General features: G+C 58.9%; 11 protein-coding genes. 7 read left to right on the forward strand and 4 right to left on the reverse strand.

The features are described from left to right. The first annotated feature begins 9 nt into the window (after positions 1–9). Complete coding sequence (locus V6936_RS14445) at positions 10–1,449, forward strand: basic amino acid/polyamine antiporter (RefSeq protein WP_003800528.1); 1,440 nt, start codon at positions 10–12, stop codon at positions 1,447–1,449. A 325-nt stretch (positions 1,450–1,774) separates the two neighbouring features. On the opposite strand, the gene V6936_RS14450 is transcribed toward V6936_RS14445, so the two are convergent. Beyond that, positions 1,775–2,095: a hypothetical protein gene (locus V6936_RS14450; RefSeq protein WP_003800530.1), complete on the reverse strand. Its 321-nt coding sequence runs from the start codon at positions 2,093–2,095 to the stop codon at positions 1,775–1,777. Between the two features lie 85 nt (positions 2,096–2,180). Then, on the reverse strand, positions 2,181–2,528 hold the full coding sequence (locus V6936_RS14455; RefSeq protein WP_003800531.1) for a DUF1840 domain-containing protein: 348 nt from the start codon (positions 2,526–2,528) through the stop codon (positions 2,181–2,183). 97 nt (positions 2,529–2,625) lie between these two features. Here V6936_RS14455 and V6936_RS14460 point away from each other — a divergent pair, with 97 nt between their 5' ends. The 4 genes from V6936_RS14460 to V6936_RS14475 all read left to right on the forward strand — a co-directional run bounded on the left by V6936_RS14460 (position 2,626) and on the right by V6936_RS14475 (position 9,518). Then, on the forward strand, positions 2,626–6,213 hold the full coding sequence (locus V6936_RS14460; RefSeq protein ID WP_336580028.1) for a phospholipase effector Tle1 domain-containing protein: 3,588 nt from the start codon (positions 2,626–2,628) through the stop codon (positions 6,211–6,213). A gap of 130 nt (positions 6,214–6,343) precedes the next feature. Further along, positions 6,344–8,029, forward strand: coding sequence for an arginine--tRNA ligase (gene argS, locus V6936_RS14465; RefSeq protein ID WP_219235424.1), 1,686 nt, complete (start codon positions 6,344–6,346; stop codon positions 8,027–8,029). Positions 8,030–8,043: 14 nt separating this feature from the next. Continuing rightward, positions 8,044–8,787, forward strand: coding sequence for an SPOR domain-containing protein (locus V6936_RS14470; RefSeq protein WP_003800538.1), 744 nt, complete (start codon positions 8,044–8,046; stop codon positions 8,785–8,787). Positions 8,788–8,876: 89 nt separating this feature from the next. Further along, positions 8,877–9,518 (forward strand): thiol:disulfide interchange protein DsbA/DsbL, encoded by a 642-nt coding sequence (locus V6936_RS14475; RefSeq protein ID WP_003800541.1) that lies wholly within the window; start codon positions 8,877–8,879, stop codon positions 9,516–9,518. 224 nt (positions 9,519–9,742) lie between these two features. Here V6936_RS14475 and metC read toward each other — a convergent pair whose 3' ends face one another. Both metC and V6936_RS14485 read right to left on the reverse strand, forming a co-directional pair. Further along, positions 9,743–10,939 (reverse strand): cystathionine beta-lyase, encoded by a 1,197-nt coding sequence (gene metC / locus V6936_RS14480; RefSeq protein ID WP_003800543.1) that lies wholly within the window; start codon positions 10,937–10,939, stop codon positions 9,743–9,745. Between the two features lie 114 nt (positions 10,940–11,053). Then, a complete protein-coding gene (locus V6936_RS14485; RefSeq protein ID WP_059318446.1) occupies positions 11,054–12,130 on the reverse strand; it encodes an MBL fold metallo-hydrolase in 1,077 nt (358 codons plus the stop codon). A gap of 150 nt (positions 12,131–12,280) precedes the next feature. On the opposite strand from V6936_RS14485, the gene V6936_RS14490 reads away from it, so the two are divergent. Continuing rightward, positions 12,281–12,673, forward strand: coding sequence for a MerR family transcriptional regulator (locus tag V6936_RS14490; RefSeq protein WP_003800546.1), 393 nt, complete (start codon positions 12,281–12,283; stop codon positions 12,671–12,673). 81 nt (positions 12,674–12,754) lie between these two features. After that, positions 12,755–13,933: an isovaleryl-CoA dehydrogenase gene (locus V6936_RS14495; RefSeq protein WP_003800548.1), complete on the forward strand. Its 1,179-nt coding sequence runs from the start codon at positions 12,755–12,757 to the stop codon at positions 13,931–13,933. Positions 13,934–13,979 lie beyond the last annotated feature (46 nt).

Consider the following 13,979-nt stretch of genomic DNA (forward strand, 5'->3'; position numbering starts at 1 on the left):
AAGCTTGGCATGCTGGCCCTTATCGCGATTGTGGTGGGCTCAATGTTGGGCGGCGGCGTTTACAGCTTGCCGCAGAACACGGCGGCCACATCGGCAGTGGGGCCTGTTGTCATTGCCTGGATCATCGCCGGCATTGGCGTTTACTTCATTGCCAACGCTTTTCGCATGCTGTCCGATTTGCGTCCAGACCTGCAGGCCGGGGTCTACATGTATGCCCAGGAGGGTTTCGGCTCTTTCATTGGCTTTAACGTGGCATGGGGCTATTGGTTGATGACGTGCTTTGGCAACGTAGCCTTTGCCGTCATTCTCATGGATGCGTTCGACCAGATATTTCCCGGCGTATTCACAAACGGCAATAACCTCAACTCGATTATTTGCGGCTCCATCTTGATATGGGGCTACAACTATCTCGTTCTCTCCGGCACCAAAGTGGCCGGCTTCATCAACACTCTAGGCACCATTGCCAAGCTCGTGCCCCTGGTGCTGTTCGTGTTCCTTTTGGGCTTCTTGATCGACTACTCCCAGTTGCTCAGCAATATCTGGGGCTCCTCGCCTCAAGTGCTCAGCGGTCCCGGAGACAAGGGCACCCCGGTTTCGCTGACAGCACAGATCATGGCACCCATGACCGTTACCCTGTGGGCATTTATTGGCGTAGAAGGTGCCGTGGTGCTCTCTGGCCGCGCCCGCAAAAGAAGCGACGTGGGGAAGGCCACCCTGCTGGGCTTCTTGATTGCCCTGATTATTTATATCTTGTTATCGGTCTTGCCCTTTGGCGCCATGACGCAGCCAGAGCTCGCTCAAGTGGCCAACCCGTCTACCTCCGGCGTGCTGGAACACGTCGTGGGCGCGCAATGGGGCAGTTGGTTGATGAATGTGGGGTTGATCATTTCAGTTCTGGCTGGATGGCTAGCATGGACCATGCTGTGCGCTGAAATTCCCATGGCAGCTGGGCAAAACGGTGCATTTCCCAAGGCGTTTTCCCGGACCAACAAGAACGACGCAGCCAGCATCTCGCTTTGGGTAAGCAGCGGCATCATGCAGGCGGCCATGCTGTTGGTGTATTTCTCCAACAATGCCTGGAACACGATGTACAACATCAGCGCCCTCATGGTGGTGCCTGCCTATATCACAACCACGCTTTACATAACCAAGCTGTGCCTGACTCACGAATACAAGAAGTATTCTTCAACAGGCATGACGCTTGCGCTCGTCAGCGGCGTGATGGGCGTACTTTTCTGCCTTTTCATCTTCTACGCCAGCTCACTGAACTACCTGGCACTCGTTCCGATCCTTCTGACTTGCGGTCTGCCCGTATTCATTTGGTCGCGTAAGGAAAAGAACGACGGTAAGCCAATCTTTGAGAGGCTGGAAAAACTGTATGTCGCCATCTTGCTGATCGCCGATGTCGTGGTGCTGTGGTTGTTGTACGTAGGCAAGATCACCCTCTAACCTCGGTTGCCAAGCACGCCTAACTTGAGCAAGGCTCGGTCTTTTTGTGAAAATGCGACTTTTCGTGGAACGACTGAGCCTGACGGCAGATTCAGCCTGGCAGTTCAGCAACTTGGCGAGCTTGGGAGGGGTTGCCTGGTTCAACCATAAACGTTTGCACTCATCGATCGGCTATATTCCGCCTGCTGAGGGATGGAAGTTCACGACGATGGGTTTTGGGCGAACATGCTCAAAATTTTCAACACCGGTTCAGTTGTCCAGTCGCGCTAAAAAGGAATAACAAAACCGACCCCAAGGAGCCGGTCTTCCATTGTCTTGAACCTGATCAGTAAGTAACCGCCAAACCTGGCAAATCCACGGTGACCTGCATGGAACCGACCGCTTGCAAACAATGGCGTGCAAACTCCTGGGCGCGTTCTTCGTCTTGCGTCAGCAAGGTATAGCCCAGGGCATCGGCAACACCCATGATTTTATCGAGCAGCAGCACTTTGCCGCTGGCCCGCATGGGTTCACAGCCCAGTTCCTGCCAGGTGCGATCAAACCAATCACGAGATTGTTTGCCGCTTTCAGGATCGATGGTTTGTATTGGAGTGACCAGCTCTATGTGCTGGCGAGGACTAAAGATCACAAGCACCATAGCGCTCATAGACGATCTCCGAAAAAATTGGATCAACTGTGGAGCTTAAGCAAAGAAGGCCTGCCAAATTGTCGGCAGGCCGACATTTCAGACCCTACCAGGAACTGTCTGCCGGCTCCCACATTACCGGAACCCCCGTGTTGTTGGCCTGACGCAGCATATCGAGCAAGGGGTAAGCCCGCTGGCCAAAACTGACGGCCTGGGACATCGGATGCTCCTTGTCCTCGTCTTCGTCCTCGTGGGGCGAGTGCTTGTTTTCCCGGTCTTGCCCGATCGCTCGCTCAATATTGCCAATGGCTTCGGACAACTGCTCGGGCGTGAAGACGCCACGCTCGGGCAAACCATCGGGATAGGAGCGCCCTGCGGCCCGGAGAATAGGCATGGCATGTTCAGAGAACATCAGAACATCGGCGGCGGCTTTGCTTTTAAAGACGACTAGCATACGGTTTCTCCTTATGGATCTTTGTGTTTCCGATTCGACTTTCAGGATACACACCCCTGCAAGATAGCAGGATTTTCCCCCTCTTGGAGAGTCCTTCATGCCTGTCGCTGCGCTGTACTGCTTAATCCCGCTTTTGATCCTGGCGCCGTCTCCGGTCTGGTCACACGGCTCACTGGAATGCTCCTTGCCCCCGACCCCCACACGCTGCGCACCGGCGGCTGCCCTGGGGGACCTGCCCGAGCCTGCGCCGGATATGGGTTTGCTCAATCCGGTAGACCTGCTGGGCGGACGCAAACAACAAAGCGATATCGATCTGCCCCTCAGCCAGGCATGGCCATTGCTCCAGCTACAGCGTCACTGGAACGGGCAGGGACGCAATCCCACGCCTACACTCGGTTCAACAGGCTGGGCCTTGAACTACGATCTGCGCATCCGGCAGCAAGGCCATGCCTTATTTATGCCCGATGGGCGACAGACCCGCTTATACCCACCGGCCCGGGCACAAGGCGCCGCTTGGCTCTGGCAAGGCCCCAATGGCTTGGCCCTGCGTTTTAATGAACAGGGCTGGTTGATCCAGGTACGTATCGGCAGCCGGCAATGGCTGGATATAGAGCGCTTTACGGCCAGCCATCCGCGGGCGCACGCTGTGCAGACCGTGCGTAACCATCTAGGACAAACACTGGTATTTGACTGGCAAGCCCCGGCGCAGAAACCGGACTCGTCACCAGAGCGGGCGCAAAACCAGACAGCCATCCAGGCCCCCACCACATCAAGTGCCACCGTCATCCATATTCAGACGCCAGCCGGCCCCTTTCACTGGTTTCTGGAGCAAGGCGATCTGCAGATCTGGCTGGCCAAGGTCAGCCGCCCCGACGGCATGCAACGCCTCTACCATCCCACGCCGGGGAGACATGACTTGGGAGGCAGCAGCCTGCAGGCGCCCGGACAAGCCCCGCACCAGATGCAGCATTGGGAGTATGACGCCCAGGGCCGTATCCGTCGCCTGATCTCCTACGCTTTCGAGCAGGAATGGACGGCCACCCATGAGCCAGGCATCAGTAAATGGTTCATCGGCGCGGAGCAGCATCATTTCCACTATCGCGACTATCAAGGCCAACGGCGACTGCAAACCCTGGAAAGCCGCTTGTGCGAATCCTGCCCGACCCATCGCACGCACTGGCAGTACGACCCGCAGGGGCGCTGGCTGCAGGCCGGCCCGTGGTCGGCACGGCGTCGTGCAAATGGAACGCTGTCACAGTTAGAGCAGGATCAGGGCGGATGGGGGATGCTGCGCCTGGGGCTGGATGAGAAAGGACGTTTAACACAGTGGGCGAGCAGCCTGCACGGCAGTCAAATGCGCTACTGGAACGCGAGTGGCAAGCTCACGCGTATTGACTACGCCCAAGAGGGTTCGCTGGATATTCAATACGATCAACAGGGGCGATTAAGCCGTCTTGAGCACCGGCAAGGCCAGGACACGGAGCGCAGCGAACTGGACTGGCTGGGCCCGGGGGCGCTGCGCATTCGTCACCCCACTGAAACGCAATGGCTCACTTTGCGCGCCGGTCTGCTGAGGGAGCGTCGTCTGGAACGGGCACATAGCCCCGGCCAGATCTGGATCGAACGCTTTGAGTACGACAAGCAAGGCCGGCTCACACACCACACCTTGCCCGAAGGAGGGCAACTTCGCTACCGCTGGGATGCGCAGGGACGTTTGCAATCGCTGCAATGGATCGGGCAATCCGGGCAGGCACAAACTGTGATTCGCACCCAGGAGACCGGCTACGCCTGGGGCAACGGCCTGCACTTGATCAGCCATGCGAACAGCACCGGGCAGACGGTGGATGCCATGCTTTTGCAGGCCGATGGCCAAGCGGTCTGGACCCAGGCCCGCCGTCTGGATGAGCAAGGCAATGTGCTGGAAGAGCGTCATGAGTACCCGCTGCTGCAACACACGCGTCACTGGAATCTGCACTATGACGCTCAACGCCGTTTGATCGCGTTGCGGCAGGGCACGACAGAACCGGCGCAATGGCTGGCCTGGAACCCGGACGGCTCACTTGCGGCGCGCACACCGCAAGCCGTTACGCCGATTGGACGCATGCCCAGCGGAACCCCAACCACAGTCGGCACCATGCGCCTGGACTACGGCCCCAACCGCCGCTTGCGGCGTGTACATACCGCCGAGGCCACGCTGGTTCAGTACCGGCATGACGCCTTTGGTCAACGTATCTGGCGCAAACAAGGTCATCAGGAACGCGCCTTTTTCTTTCATGGCCAGCAGTTGATGGCCGAGCTGGATTTGCCCGCCGCGCCTGGCCTGCGCCTATCCCGACGCTACCTGTACGCGGGCCTCACACCGGTAGGCATGATTGTTTACCAGCCCGACGGGCAAGGGCGCTTGTACTACCTGCATGGCGATCTGATGGGAGCGGTGCGGCTGATTAGCGATCAGCATGCCAAACTGGTCTGGGGCGCAGACCTGAACCCCTTGGGGCAAGCCGAGATTTTGCGGGAGGACCTGGAATTCAATCTGCGCCTGCCAGGGCACTATGCCGAGTCCGCAACAGGCTGGCATGACAACCTGTTGCGGACCTATTTGCCCGATCATGGCCACTATCTGGAAGCGGACCCGCTGGGGCCTTGGCCCCAGAGCCAGGCCGTGGGCTACGCCCACCAGCAGCCCTTGCGTCATATCGATCCCACCGGCCTGCTGCTGTTCGCGTTTGATGGCACCAGGCAGGCGCCCATCACCACTAGCAATGTGTGGAAACTGTCGCAGTTGTATCAGGATGGAGCCGTGCACTACAGCGACGGCCCCGGCAATCCTTTGACTGTCGATCTGGATGCGCTGACTGCCTGGCGGGCGGGTCGCATTCTGGAATCACAATGGAAGCACTTTCTGAACCGCATGCAGGAGCGGGGGCCTGCGGCTGTTGCTGAGCCGGTAGACCTGCTGGGTTTTTCACGCGGGGCTGCACTGGCACGCGACTTTTCCAATCGCATTATGGATCACCTCCATCAAGGCTGGTTTGTCTTGAATGACCCGCAGCGCGGTGCCATCCGGGCCTGTATCACCCCCCGATTTTTGGGCCTTTTTGATACCGTGGCGCAGTTTGGGCTGGGGGGCTGGAGCAACACACACTATCGACTGGGTGTGTCGGACGCCTGGAACTGGGTCGCCCATGCCGTGGCCATGCACGAGCACCGACTGCTCTTTCCCTTAAGCGGCCTGGCCCAGGCCATGAACACCGTGGAGATGCCCTTTATCGGTGCTCATAGCCAAATTGGCGGCGGTGTGCTGCCCGATGACAGGACCGCCGTCAGCGACCTGGACAAAGTGGCTCTGGCCTGGATGCATTGGCAAGCCACGGCAGCCGGTTTGACGCTGGCCGAATTGCCTCAAACGGATCTACAGGTCAGGCACCCTATCGTGCAAGACATGCGGCCACCCGGCCTGCGCCTGACCACGCATGGTGTCCGGCGCATTGACTACCATGGCCATGGTCAGGACCTGCTGTATCAGGACTCCCATCCTGCCCTGGGCCGGGACGTGCGCAAAAGCATGGAGCGTCTGCTCACGCGCTTTGATGACTGGCGCGTGCGCGGCGGCAATCAGGTGGCCTGGGTAGACATGGACGCTTACGATACGTGGTTACAGAACCACCTGGGATGGGAGCGCTAGGCTTCTTGAAAAGAATTTGGTGTCAAATCACGCTATCATGTGGGGCTATCCGGCGGGCCGATGCCGCGCCTTCCATCCGGGGCCTGACCAACTCGTCCCGGTTGTCTTTCTACCAATCCAGACCTTTCCTATGCTTGCTGAGCAACAATCTCAATTAATCGCCTGCCTTCAGGCTGCCGTCCGTGCCATCTTGCCCCAGGCTGAGCCGACCATTACGCTAGAGCGCCCCAAAGTGGCCGCGCACGGTGATGCCGCCTGCAATATTGCCATGCAACTGGCCAAACCGGCCGGGCGCAACCCGCGCGAGCTGGCTCAGCAAATCGTCGATACCCTGATGGCCGATCCGAACGCCGCCGCCTTGCTGGCTGGCGCGGAAATTGCTGGCCCAGGCTTTATCAACTTCCGTCTGTCCACCGCCACCCATCAGGCCGTCCTGCACGCCATCGCCGAGCAGGGTGAGCATTTCGGTCACGCCGCGCCCACCCATGAAAAACTGATGGTGGAGTTCGTGTCGGCCAATCCTACCGGCCCCTTGCACGTCGGTCATGCCCGTCAAGCCGCCCTGGGCGACTCACTGTGTCGCGTGTTCAGCTCGCAAGGCTATGACGTGACACGGGAGTTCTACTACAACGACGCTGGTAACCAGATCGACAATCTGACCACCAGCGTACAGGCCCGTGCGCGGGGCATTGAACCCGACAGCGAGCAGTTTCCCGCTGATGGCTACAAGGGTGACTACATTCTGGATATCGCCCGCGATTACCAGGCTGGTGCAACGGTTCAGGCCGCTGATGGCGAGTCTGTCACGGCCAGCGGTGATTTGGACAATCTGGAAGACATCCGTCGCTTTGCTGTGGCCTATTTGCGCCGTGAGCAAGACTTGGACCTGCAAGCCTTTGGTCTGAAGTTTGACAATTTCTACCTGGAAAGCTCGCTGTACACCTCCGGCAAGGTTGAAAAAACCGTGCAGGCCCTGATCGACGCCGGTCACACCTACGAGCTGGACGGCGCGCTATGGCTGCGCACCACCGAACTGGGGACAGGGGACGATAAAGACCGCGTAATGCGCAAGTCCGAAGGCGGCTATACCTACTTCGTCCCCGATGTGGCCTACCACGTGACCAAATGGGAGCGCGGCTTTCACCACGTAATCAATATCCAGGGCACCGACCATCATGGCACCATCGCCCGGGTGCGCGCCGGCCTGCAAGGGCTGGGACTGGGTATCCCCAAGGAATTTCCAGCCTATATTCTGCACAAGATGGTGAAAGTCGTGCGCAATGGCCAGGAAGTGAAAATCTCCAAACGTGCCGGCAGTTACGTCACCTTGCGTGATCTGATCGAATGGGTGGGCCAGGATGCCGTGCGTTTCTTCCTGATCCAGCGTCGTGCCGACTCCGAATTCGTATTCGATATCGATCTGGCCTTGTCCAAGAGCGAAGAAAACCCGGTCTATTACATCCAGTACGCTCATGCCCGCATCAACTCCGTGTTGAACCAGTCGGCAGAGCTGCTCGATCAGGTACCGGGGGCCGACATCACGCCCCTGACCGCCCCCACCGAGATTGCCTTGCTGCAACGCCTGTCCGAATACCCCGCCGTGCTGGCCCAGTCCGCCCGCGAACTGGCACCTCATCACATTGCGTTCTGGCTGCGCGACTGCGCCGCGGACTTCCACTCCTGGTACAACGCCGAGCGCGTGTCGGTAGACGACACTGCCTTGCGTCTGGCTCGCCTTCGTCTGGCCCAGGCCTGCGCCCAAGTCATCCGCAATGGTCTGAACCTGCTGGGTGTATCGGCACCTGAACGTATGTAAACCCATAGGCAGATATGGCAAGAGCACGAAAAAAATCCGGCAGTTCCGGCGGTACGTATACCGGCATTCTGATTGGCCTGATTCTGGGCCTGGGCGCCGCAGTGGCGGTGGCCCTGTTTGTCACCAAAGTGCCCATGCCCTTTGTCGACAAGGCCAGTCGGGACAAACCTACCGTTGCCTTGCCTGAAGGGCGGGATTTACTGGACCCGAACCGGGATCTGTATGGCAGCTCCAGCGGGCAGACGCCGCCACCGGGCGGCACGATTCCCGGCTTGACCCTGCCTCCCGTCAATTTGCCCAATGTGCCCAAACCCGCTGCGCCCGATGCCTTGGGCGACCTGATTGCGACCTTGCCTTCCATAGGGTCCGAGTCTGCCGGCCAGCCTGAGGCACGCCGGACACCGGCGCCAACGGTGGCCGCTCCGGCAGTCACACCGTCCGCGCCAAGCGCCCCGGCACCGGCTGCCAGCAAACCGGCCGCACCAGCACCGGCCGCCCCCCCTGCGGCCGCCAAGCCCGCCACGACCTCGACCCCTTATTACCTGCAGGCGGGCGCATTTCGCAACACAGCCGATGCAGAAGCCATGAAGGCCCGCCTGCTGATGCTGGGCTTTAATGCGTCCGTGCAAAGTGCTCAGGTCAATGGCGGGACGGTAAACCGGGTACGCCTGGGGCCCTTCAAGGGCATAGACGAAATGAACCGGGCACGCAGCCGGCTGGCCGAGGAAAAAATTGACACCTCCGTCGTACGGCCCTGAGCCCTTAACGATGAAAACGGGCCCGAGGTGAACTTTTCCTCCCTTGCACAGGTCATAGACCTCATCTTCCCCCTTAAGGAAATTGATTCATGAAGCTGAACGCATTGTTTGTACGATCCCTGGTCGGTGCCAGTCTGTTGGCCGGGGCAAGCTTGCTGCCCACCACCAGCGCGCTGGCTCAACAAGCCAACCAAGGCTACGTTACCCTGCCTGCGGCTCAGCCCTCGGACAGCGTCGGCAAAACCGAAGTGCTGGAGTTTTTCTCCTACAGCTGCCCACATTGCGCCATCCTCGAACCCAAGGTTGAAGCCTGGGCCAAGACCCTGCCTGACAATGTCGTGCTGCGCCGTGTGCCGGTTGCCTTCAATGCCGGCATGACCGACCTGCAAAAGCTCTACTACACCCTGGAGGCCATGGACCGCCTGGACCTGCACCCCAAGGTGTTTGATGCGATTCACCAAAAACGTGAACGCATCTTCGATGCCAAAACCATCTCGGCCTGGGTGGCCAAGCAAGGTGTGGACAAGGATCGCTTCGAGCAGACCTTCAACTCCTTTGGCGTCCAGACCAAGGCCAACAAAGCCAATGAACTGTCCAATACCTACCAGATTCAGGGCACACCTAGCCTGGCTGTGGGGGGCAAATTCGTGACGTCGCCTTCCTTGGCCAATGGCTACGACGAAAGCATCACCAAGGCCCAGGAGCTGGTGAAAATGGTCACCAGCCGCTAATCAGCACGCTGGGCACGCCATAGCAGCAACGGCCCTCAAGACGGAATACATTCCGATCTTGAGGGCCGTTGCCGTTTTTATCGCTGTGACCGCGGGTCTGGCCATACCGCGTCCATAAGCCGCCACGGCGCTGACCGCCATTTGTCCGACAAGTCGGCCGCCCCATGCACGCAACGTCCCACCCAGCGGGCGCGCCTGTCTGCTTTATCCCGTGTCAGCTAGCCTCAACCCTGCGCGGCCTGCTCAAAAGCCTGCGTCAGATCCGCGCACAAATCCTTGGGCGACTCCAGCCCAATATGCAAACGCACCAAACTGTCCTGACTGTGTTCCCAATACGTGTGGCCGCTCAGGAATGCCGTATCCACCAGTTGCACCAGACTTTCAAAGCCGCCCCAGGAAAAGCCGATACCGAACAATGTCAGGGCATCCACAAACACACGCGCCTGCACAGGGTTCAGTGCCAGTTGGACCGACAACATCCCGTTGGAGCCCGTACAGTCTCGCTGCCACAAAGCATGGCCGGGGTCGTGAGGCCAGGCAGGGTGATAGATCCGAGTGACTTCAGGACGACTGTCAAGAAACTGGCACACGGCCAGCGCATTGGCAGCACTTTCACGCATGCGGATGGGCAGGGTGCGCGCGCCCCGCAAGGCCAGCCAGGCATCGTCCGCACTGATGGAAAACCCCAGAGCATAATGGTTGTCGTGCAAGCGCTTGTTCAGTTGCGGATCGGCCGACATGACCGCGCCCAGCATCAGGTCGGAGTGACCTGCCACATACTTGGTTCCCGCCACGATGGAGACATCAAAGCCCAACGCCAGCGGACGGTAGATATAACCCGAGCCCCACGTATTGTCCGTGACCAGCAACAAATTGTGCTGGCGTCCAAACGCGGCCAAGGCGGGCATATCCAGCATCTGCATGAGCAGGGAACCAGGCGATTCCACGTACACCATGCGGGTGTTGGCTTGCAGATGGCGTTCCATTTCCTCAGGGGTCGGCGCGCAGAACGTGGCCTGTATGCCCATGCGACGCAGCACCGTCTTTTCCAGATAGCGGACCGGACCATAGGCGCTGTCCGCAATCAGCACATGATCGCCCGAATCCAGCAAGGCCAGCAAAGCCAGGGTAATGGCCGCCATGCCCGAGGGCGCCAGCAAGGCCTGGGTGGCAGACTCAAGCTGACAGAACACCTGCTCCAGGGCGGCGTGGGTATCCATGCCCGAGCGCCCATAGGTGACCGAGCGTTTTTCTGGATCTGCCTTGTCAGCCTGAGCGCGGTCCAAAGCATCCAGATTGCGAAAGCGCACCGTACTGGTGCGCATGATCGGTACGGCTACCGGCGCCGCATCCGTGTGCGGATCGAACGGTGCCAGACCAGTATGTTGCAGGGCGGTGTCCAGGGCGAGATCAGAACTCATAGTGTCGGCAAGCGGTAGCAAGAAAAACTCTACGCTACCACAGGCCGACAGAGCGGGTCGCCCCTGCTTTCAATCACTATATTGCCGGTCCTTATTAAGGAGCGGACTCGTTCTTCATGTGCGCTGGAAGCGGTACACCCCGTCCTCGCCCATCTGGCGACACAAACGGCCGTCAAAGTACAAGGCGTGCAAGTGAGCAATGGCCTCGCCCATGGCAAAAGTCATCTGATGCGAATCGAGCTTGCGATGAAACAGCACCGGCAAGATGTCGGCTGCCGTACAGGGCTGGTCACACGCTTGCAGGACCTCTTCCAGTCGCTCGGCATGATGTTCCTGCTGCTGACGAATGCGCTCATGCATGCCACGGAAAGGTTTGCCATGTGAGGGCAGCACCAGGGTATCCGCGGCCAGATCCTGATAAGACAGCAAGGAATTCAGGTACAAGGGCAAAGGATTGGCAAATGGCTCGGTATCGAACACGCTGATATTGGTGGAGATACGCGGCAAGAGCATGTCACCGGAGATCAGCACCTTCAGCGCTTCGCAGTACAAGGACATATGCTCGGGCGCATGGCCGTAACCCACGATCAAACGCCAGGGGCGACCGGCGATCACCACACGCTGACCATCCATCAAGCGCACAAAACGCTCGGGCACTGAAGGCACCATCGAAGGGTAGTAATCGCCCCGGCTGCGAATCTGCTCACGGGCTTTCTCATCTTGCAGACCGTGACGGACAAAATGCGCCTCTGCCGCCACACCATTCGGGCCGCCCGCTTCCGCACCCGTCTGTCGTCCACCCGCACCCGACCACAAGCGAGCCGTGGCGTAATCGGTCATGCTGATCCACAAAGGAGCATTCCAACGCTGGCATAACCAGTCGGCCAAGCCAATGTGGTCAGGGTGCATATGAGTCACGATCACGCGCAGGACAGGCAAACCGTCCAGTTCATGCTGAAAAACCTGTTCCCACAGCGCGCGCACTTCAGGGCGGGCGACACCACAGTCCACAATAGTCCAACCGTCGCGACCCTCGATCTGGTCGCGCAACAGCCACAGATTGATGTGATCCAGCGCAAAGGGCAAAGGCATGCGCAACCAGCGCACCCCCGGTGCGACCTCCAGGCTGCCACCCGGTGGGGGCAGGGTATCTGCCCAGGGATAATTCAATTTTTGTTCGTTAGGATTCATGCTCACTCCAATGAATAGCTCTTGCAAGACGTAAGGGCTGTCCATACTAAAAGGCTAGGGCCTGTTAAGCGTAAAAGAAGCCTCACAGACCCTGGTTCGCACCCTGGCTCTATGGCATGATAGTTTACGTTTACGTAAATCACACTAAAAATGACAACGACAACCTGGACAATATCGGATCTGGCGCATGAGTTCGGCATTACGCCCCGAACCCTGCGTTTCTATGAAGACCAAGGAATCTTGAGCCCGCTGCGCCAAGGTACCCAGCGCATTTATCAGCCCCGCGATCGTGCCCGCCTGAAGCTGGCCCTGCGCGGCAAACGGCTGGGACTGCAGTTATCGGAGATCCTGCGGCTGATCAATATGTATGAATCCCCGATGGACACCGCTTCGCAGCTTAAGCATTATCAGGAAGTGCTAAACGAGCATCGCCTGCGCCTGGAGCGGCAGCGGCAGGACCTGGATCAGACCTTGCAGGAAATTCAGGATCAGCTCGACATCTGTCACACCATGAGTGAACAGTTAAAGCAGGAATCCCGATAAGGGAAAACCCATATATATGACGTTTACGTAAACGTAATATAAATAGGATTCTACAACCCATTTATTTCCACGGAGTGTCTCATGAGCCTGCCCGGCCTGAATTTCGATCTTGGCTCCGACCTGGACATGCTGCGCGACGCTGTCGCCGACTTCTCCCAGGCCGAAATTGCCCCCTTAGCGGCTCAACTGGATCACGATGACCAGTTCCCCATGCACTTGTGGAAGAAGTTCGGTGAGATGGGTTTGCTGGGCATGACCGTCAGCGAAGAATACGGTGGTGCGAACCTGGGTTATCTGGCCCACATGATCGCGATGGAGGAAATCTCCCGTGCCAGCGCCTCGGTAGCCCTGTCCTACGGCGCGCACTCCAACCTCTGTGTGAACCAGATCAACCGCAACGGGACAGAAGCCCAGAAGCAGAAATACCTGCCCAAACTGATCAGCGGCGAGCATATCGGTGCCCTGGCCATGAGTGAGCCCGGTGCTGGTTCGGACGTGGTCAGCATGAAGCTGCGCGCCGAAAAGAAAGGCGATCGCTACGTGCTCAATGGCTCCAAAATGTGGATTACCAACGGTCCGGACGCTGACACCCTGGTGGTGTACGCCAAAACGGACCCGCAAGCCGGCGCACGCGGCATTACCGCCTTTCTGATCGAAAAGGATTTTGCCGGTTTTTCCGTCGCCCAGAAGCTGGACAAACTAGGCATGCGCGGCAGCCACACGGGCGAACTGGTGTTCCAGGACTGTGAAGTGCCTGAAGAAAACGTGTTGGGCCAGCTCAATGGCGGCGTCAAAGTGCTGATGTCCGGCCTGGACTACGAACGCGCCGTACTGGCCGGTGGCCCGCTGGGCATCATGCAAGCCGTCATGGACGTCGTCATTCCCTACATCCACGACCGCAAGCAATTCGGCCAGGCCATTGGCGAATTTCAACTGATTCAAGGCAAGGTGGCCGATATGTACACCACCCTTCAAGCCAGCCGCGCCCTGTGCTATGCCGTGGGCAAGAACCTGGATCGTCTGGGCGCCGCTCACGTGCGCTCCGTGCGTAAAGACTGCGCGGCCGCCATCCTGTACAGCGCTGAAAAAGCCACCTGGATGGCCGGCGAAGGCATCCAGATTCTGGGCGGCAACGGCTACATCAACGAATTCCCCACAGGCCGCCTGTGGCGCGATGCCAAGCTGTACGAGATCGGCGCGGGCACCAGTGAAATCCGCCGCATGCTGATCGGCCGCGAACTGTTCGCTGAAACCGCCTAAAAAGGCAGAGGCATGTCCAACCCTGATTTTGGCGAAACCACGGTCA

Origin of the sequence: Alcaligenes sp. CHO6 (assembly GCF_037120595.1) — a bacterium.
Lineage (GTDB): Bacteria > Pseudomonadota > Gammaproteobacteria > Burkholderiales > Burkholderiaceae_B > Alcaligenes > Alcaligenes ammonioxydans.

Bases quoted from the DNA above. Each gene is read 5' to 3' on its own strand.
- V6936_RS14450 (WP_003800530.1), bottom strand. From the start codon at position 2,095: ATGAGCGCTATGGTGCTTGTGATCTTTAGTCCTCGCCAGCACATAGAG.
- argS (WP_219235424.1), top strand. From the start codon at position 6,344: ATGCTTGCTGAGCAACAATCTCAATTAATCGCCTGCCTTCAGGCTGCC.
- V6936_RS14460 (WP_336580028.1), top strand. From the start codon at position 2,626: ATGCCTGTCGCTGCGCTGTACTGCTTAATCCCGCTTTTGATCCTGGCG.
- V6936_RS14455 (WP_003800531.1), bottom strand. From the start codon at position 2,528: ATGCTAGTCGTCTTTAAAAGCAAAGCCGCCGCCGATGTTCTGATGTTC.
- V6936_RS14485 (WP_059318446.1), bottom strand. From the start codon at position 12,130: ATGAATCCTAACGAACAAAAATTGAATTATCCCTGGGCAGATACCCTG.
- V6936_RS14490 (WP_003800546.1), top strand. From the start codon at position 12,281: ATGACAACGACAACCTGGACAATATCGGATCTGGCGCATGAGTTCGGC.
- V6936_RS14445 (WP_003800528.1), top strand. From the start codon at position 10: ATGCTGGCCCTTATCGCGATTGTGGTGGGCTCAATGTTGGGCGGCGGC.
- V6936_RS14475 (WP_003800541.1), top strand. From the start codon at position 8,877: ATGAAGCTGAACGCATTGTTTGTACGATCCCTGGTCGGTGCCAGTCTG.
- V6936_RS14470 (WP_003800538.1), top strand. From the start codon at position 8,044: ATGGCAAGAGCACGAAAAAAATCCGGCAGTTCCGGCGGTACGTATACC.
- metC (WP_003800543.1), bottom strand. From the start codon at position 10,939: ATGAGTTCTGATCTCGCCCTGGACACCGCCCTGCAACATACTGGTCTG.
- V6936_RS14495 (WP_003800548.1), top strand. From the start codon at position 12,755: ATGAGCCTGCCCGGCCTGAATTTCGATCTTGGCTCCGACCTGGACATG.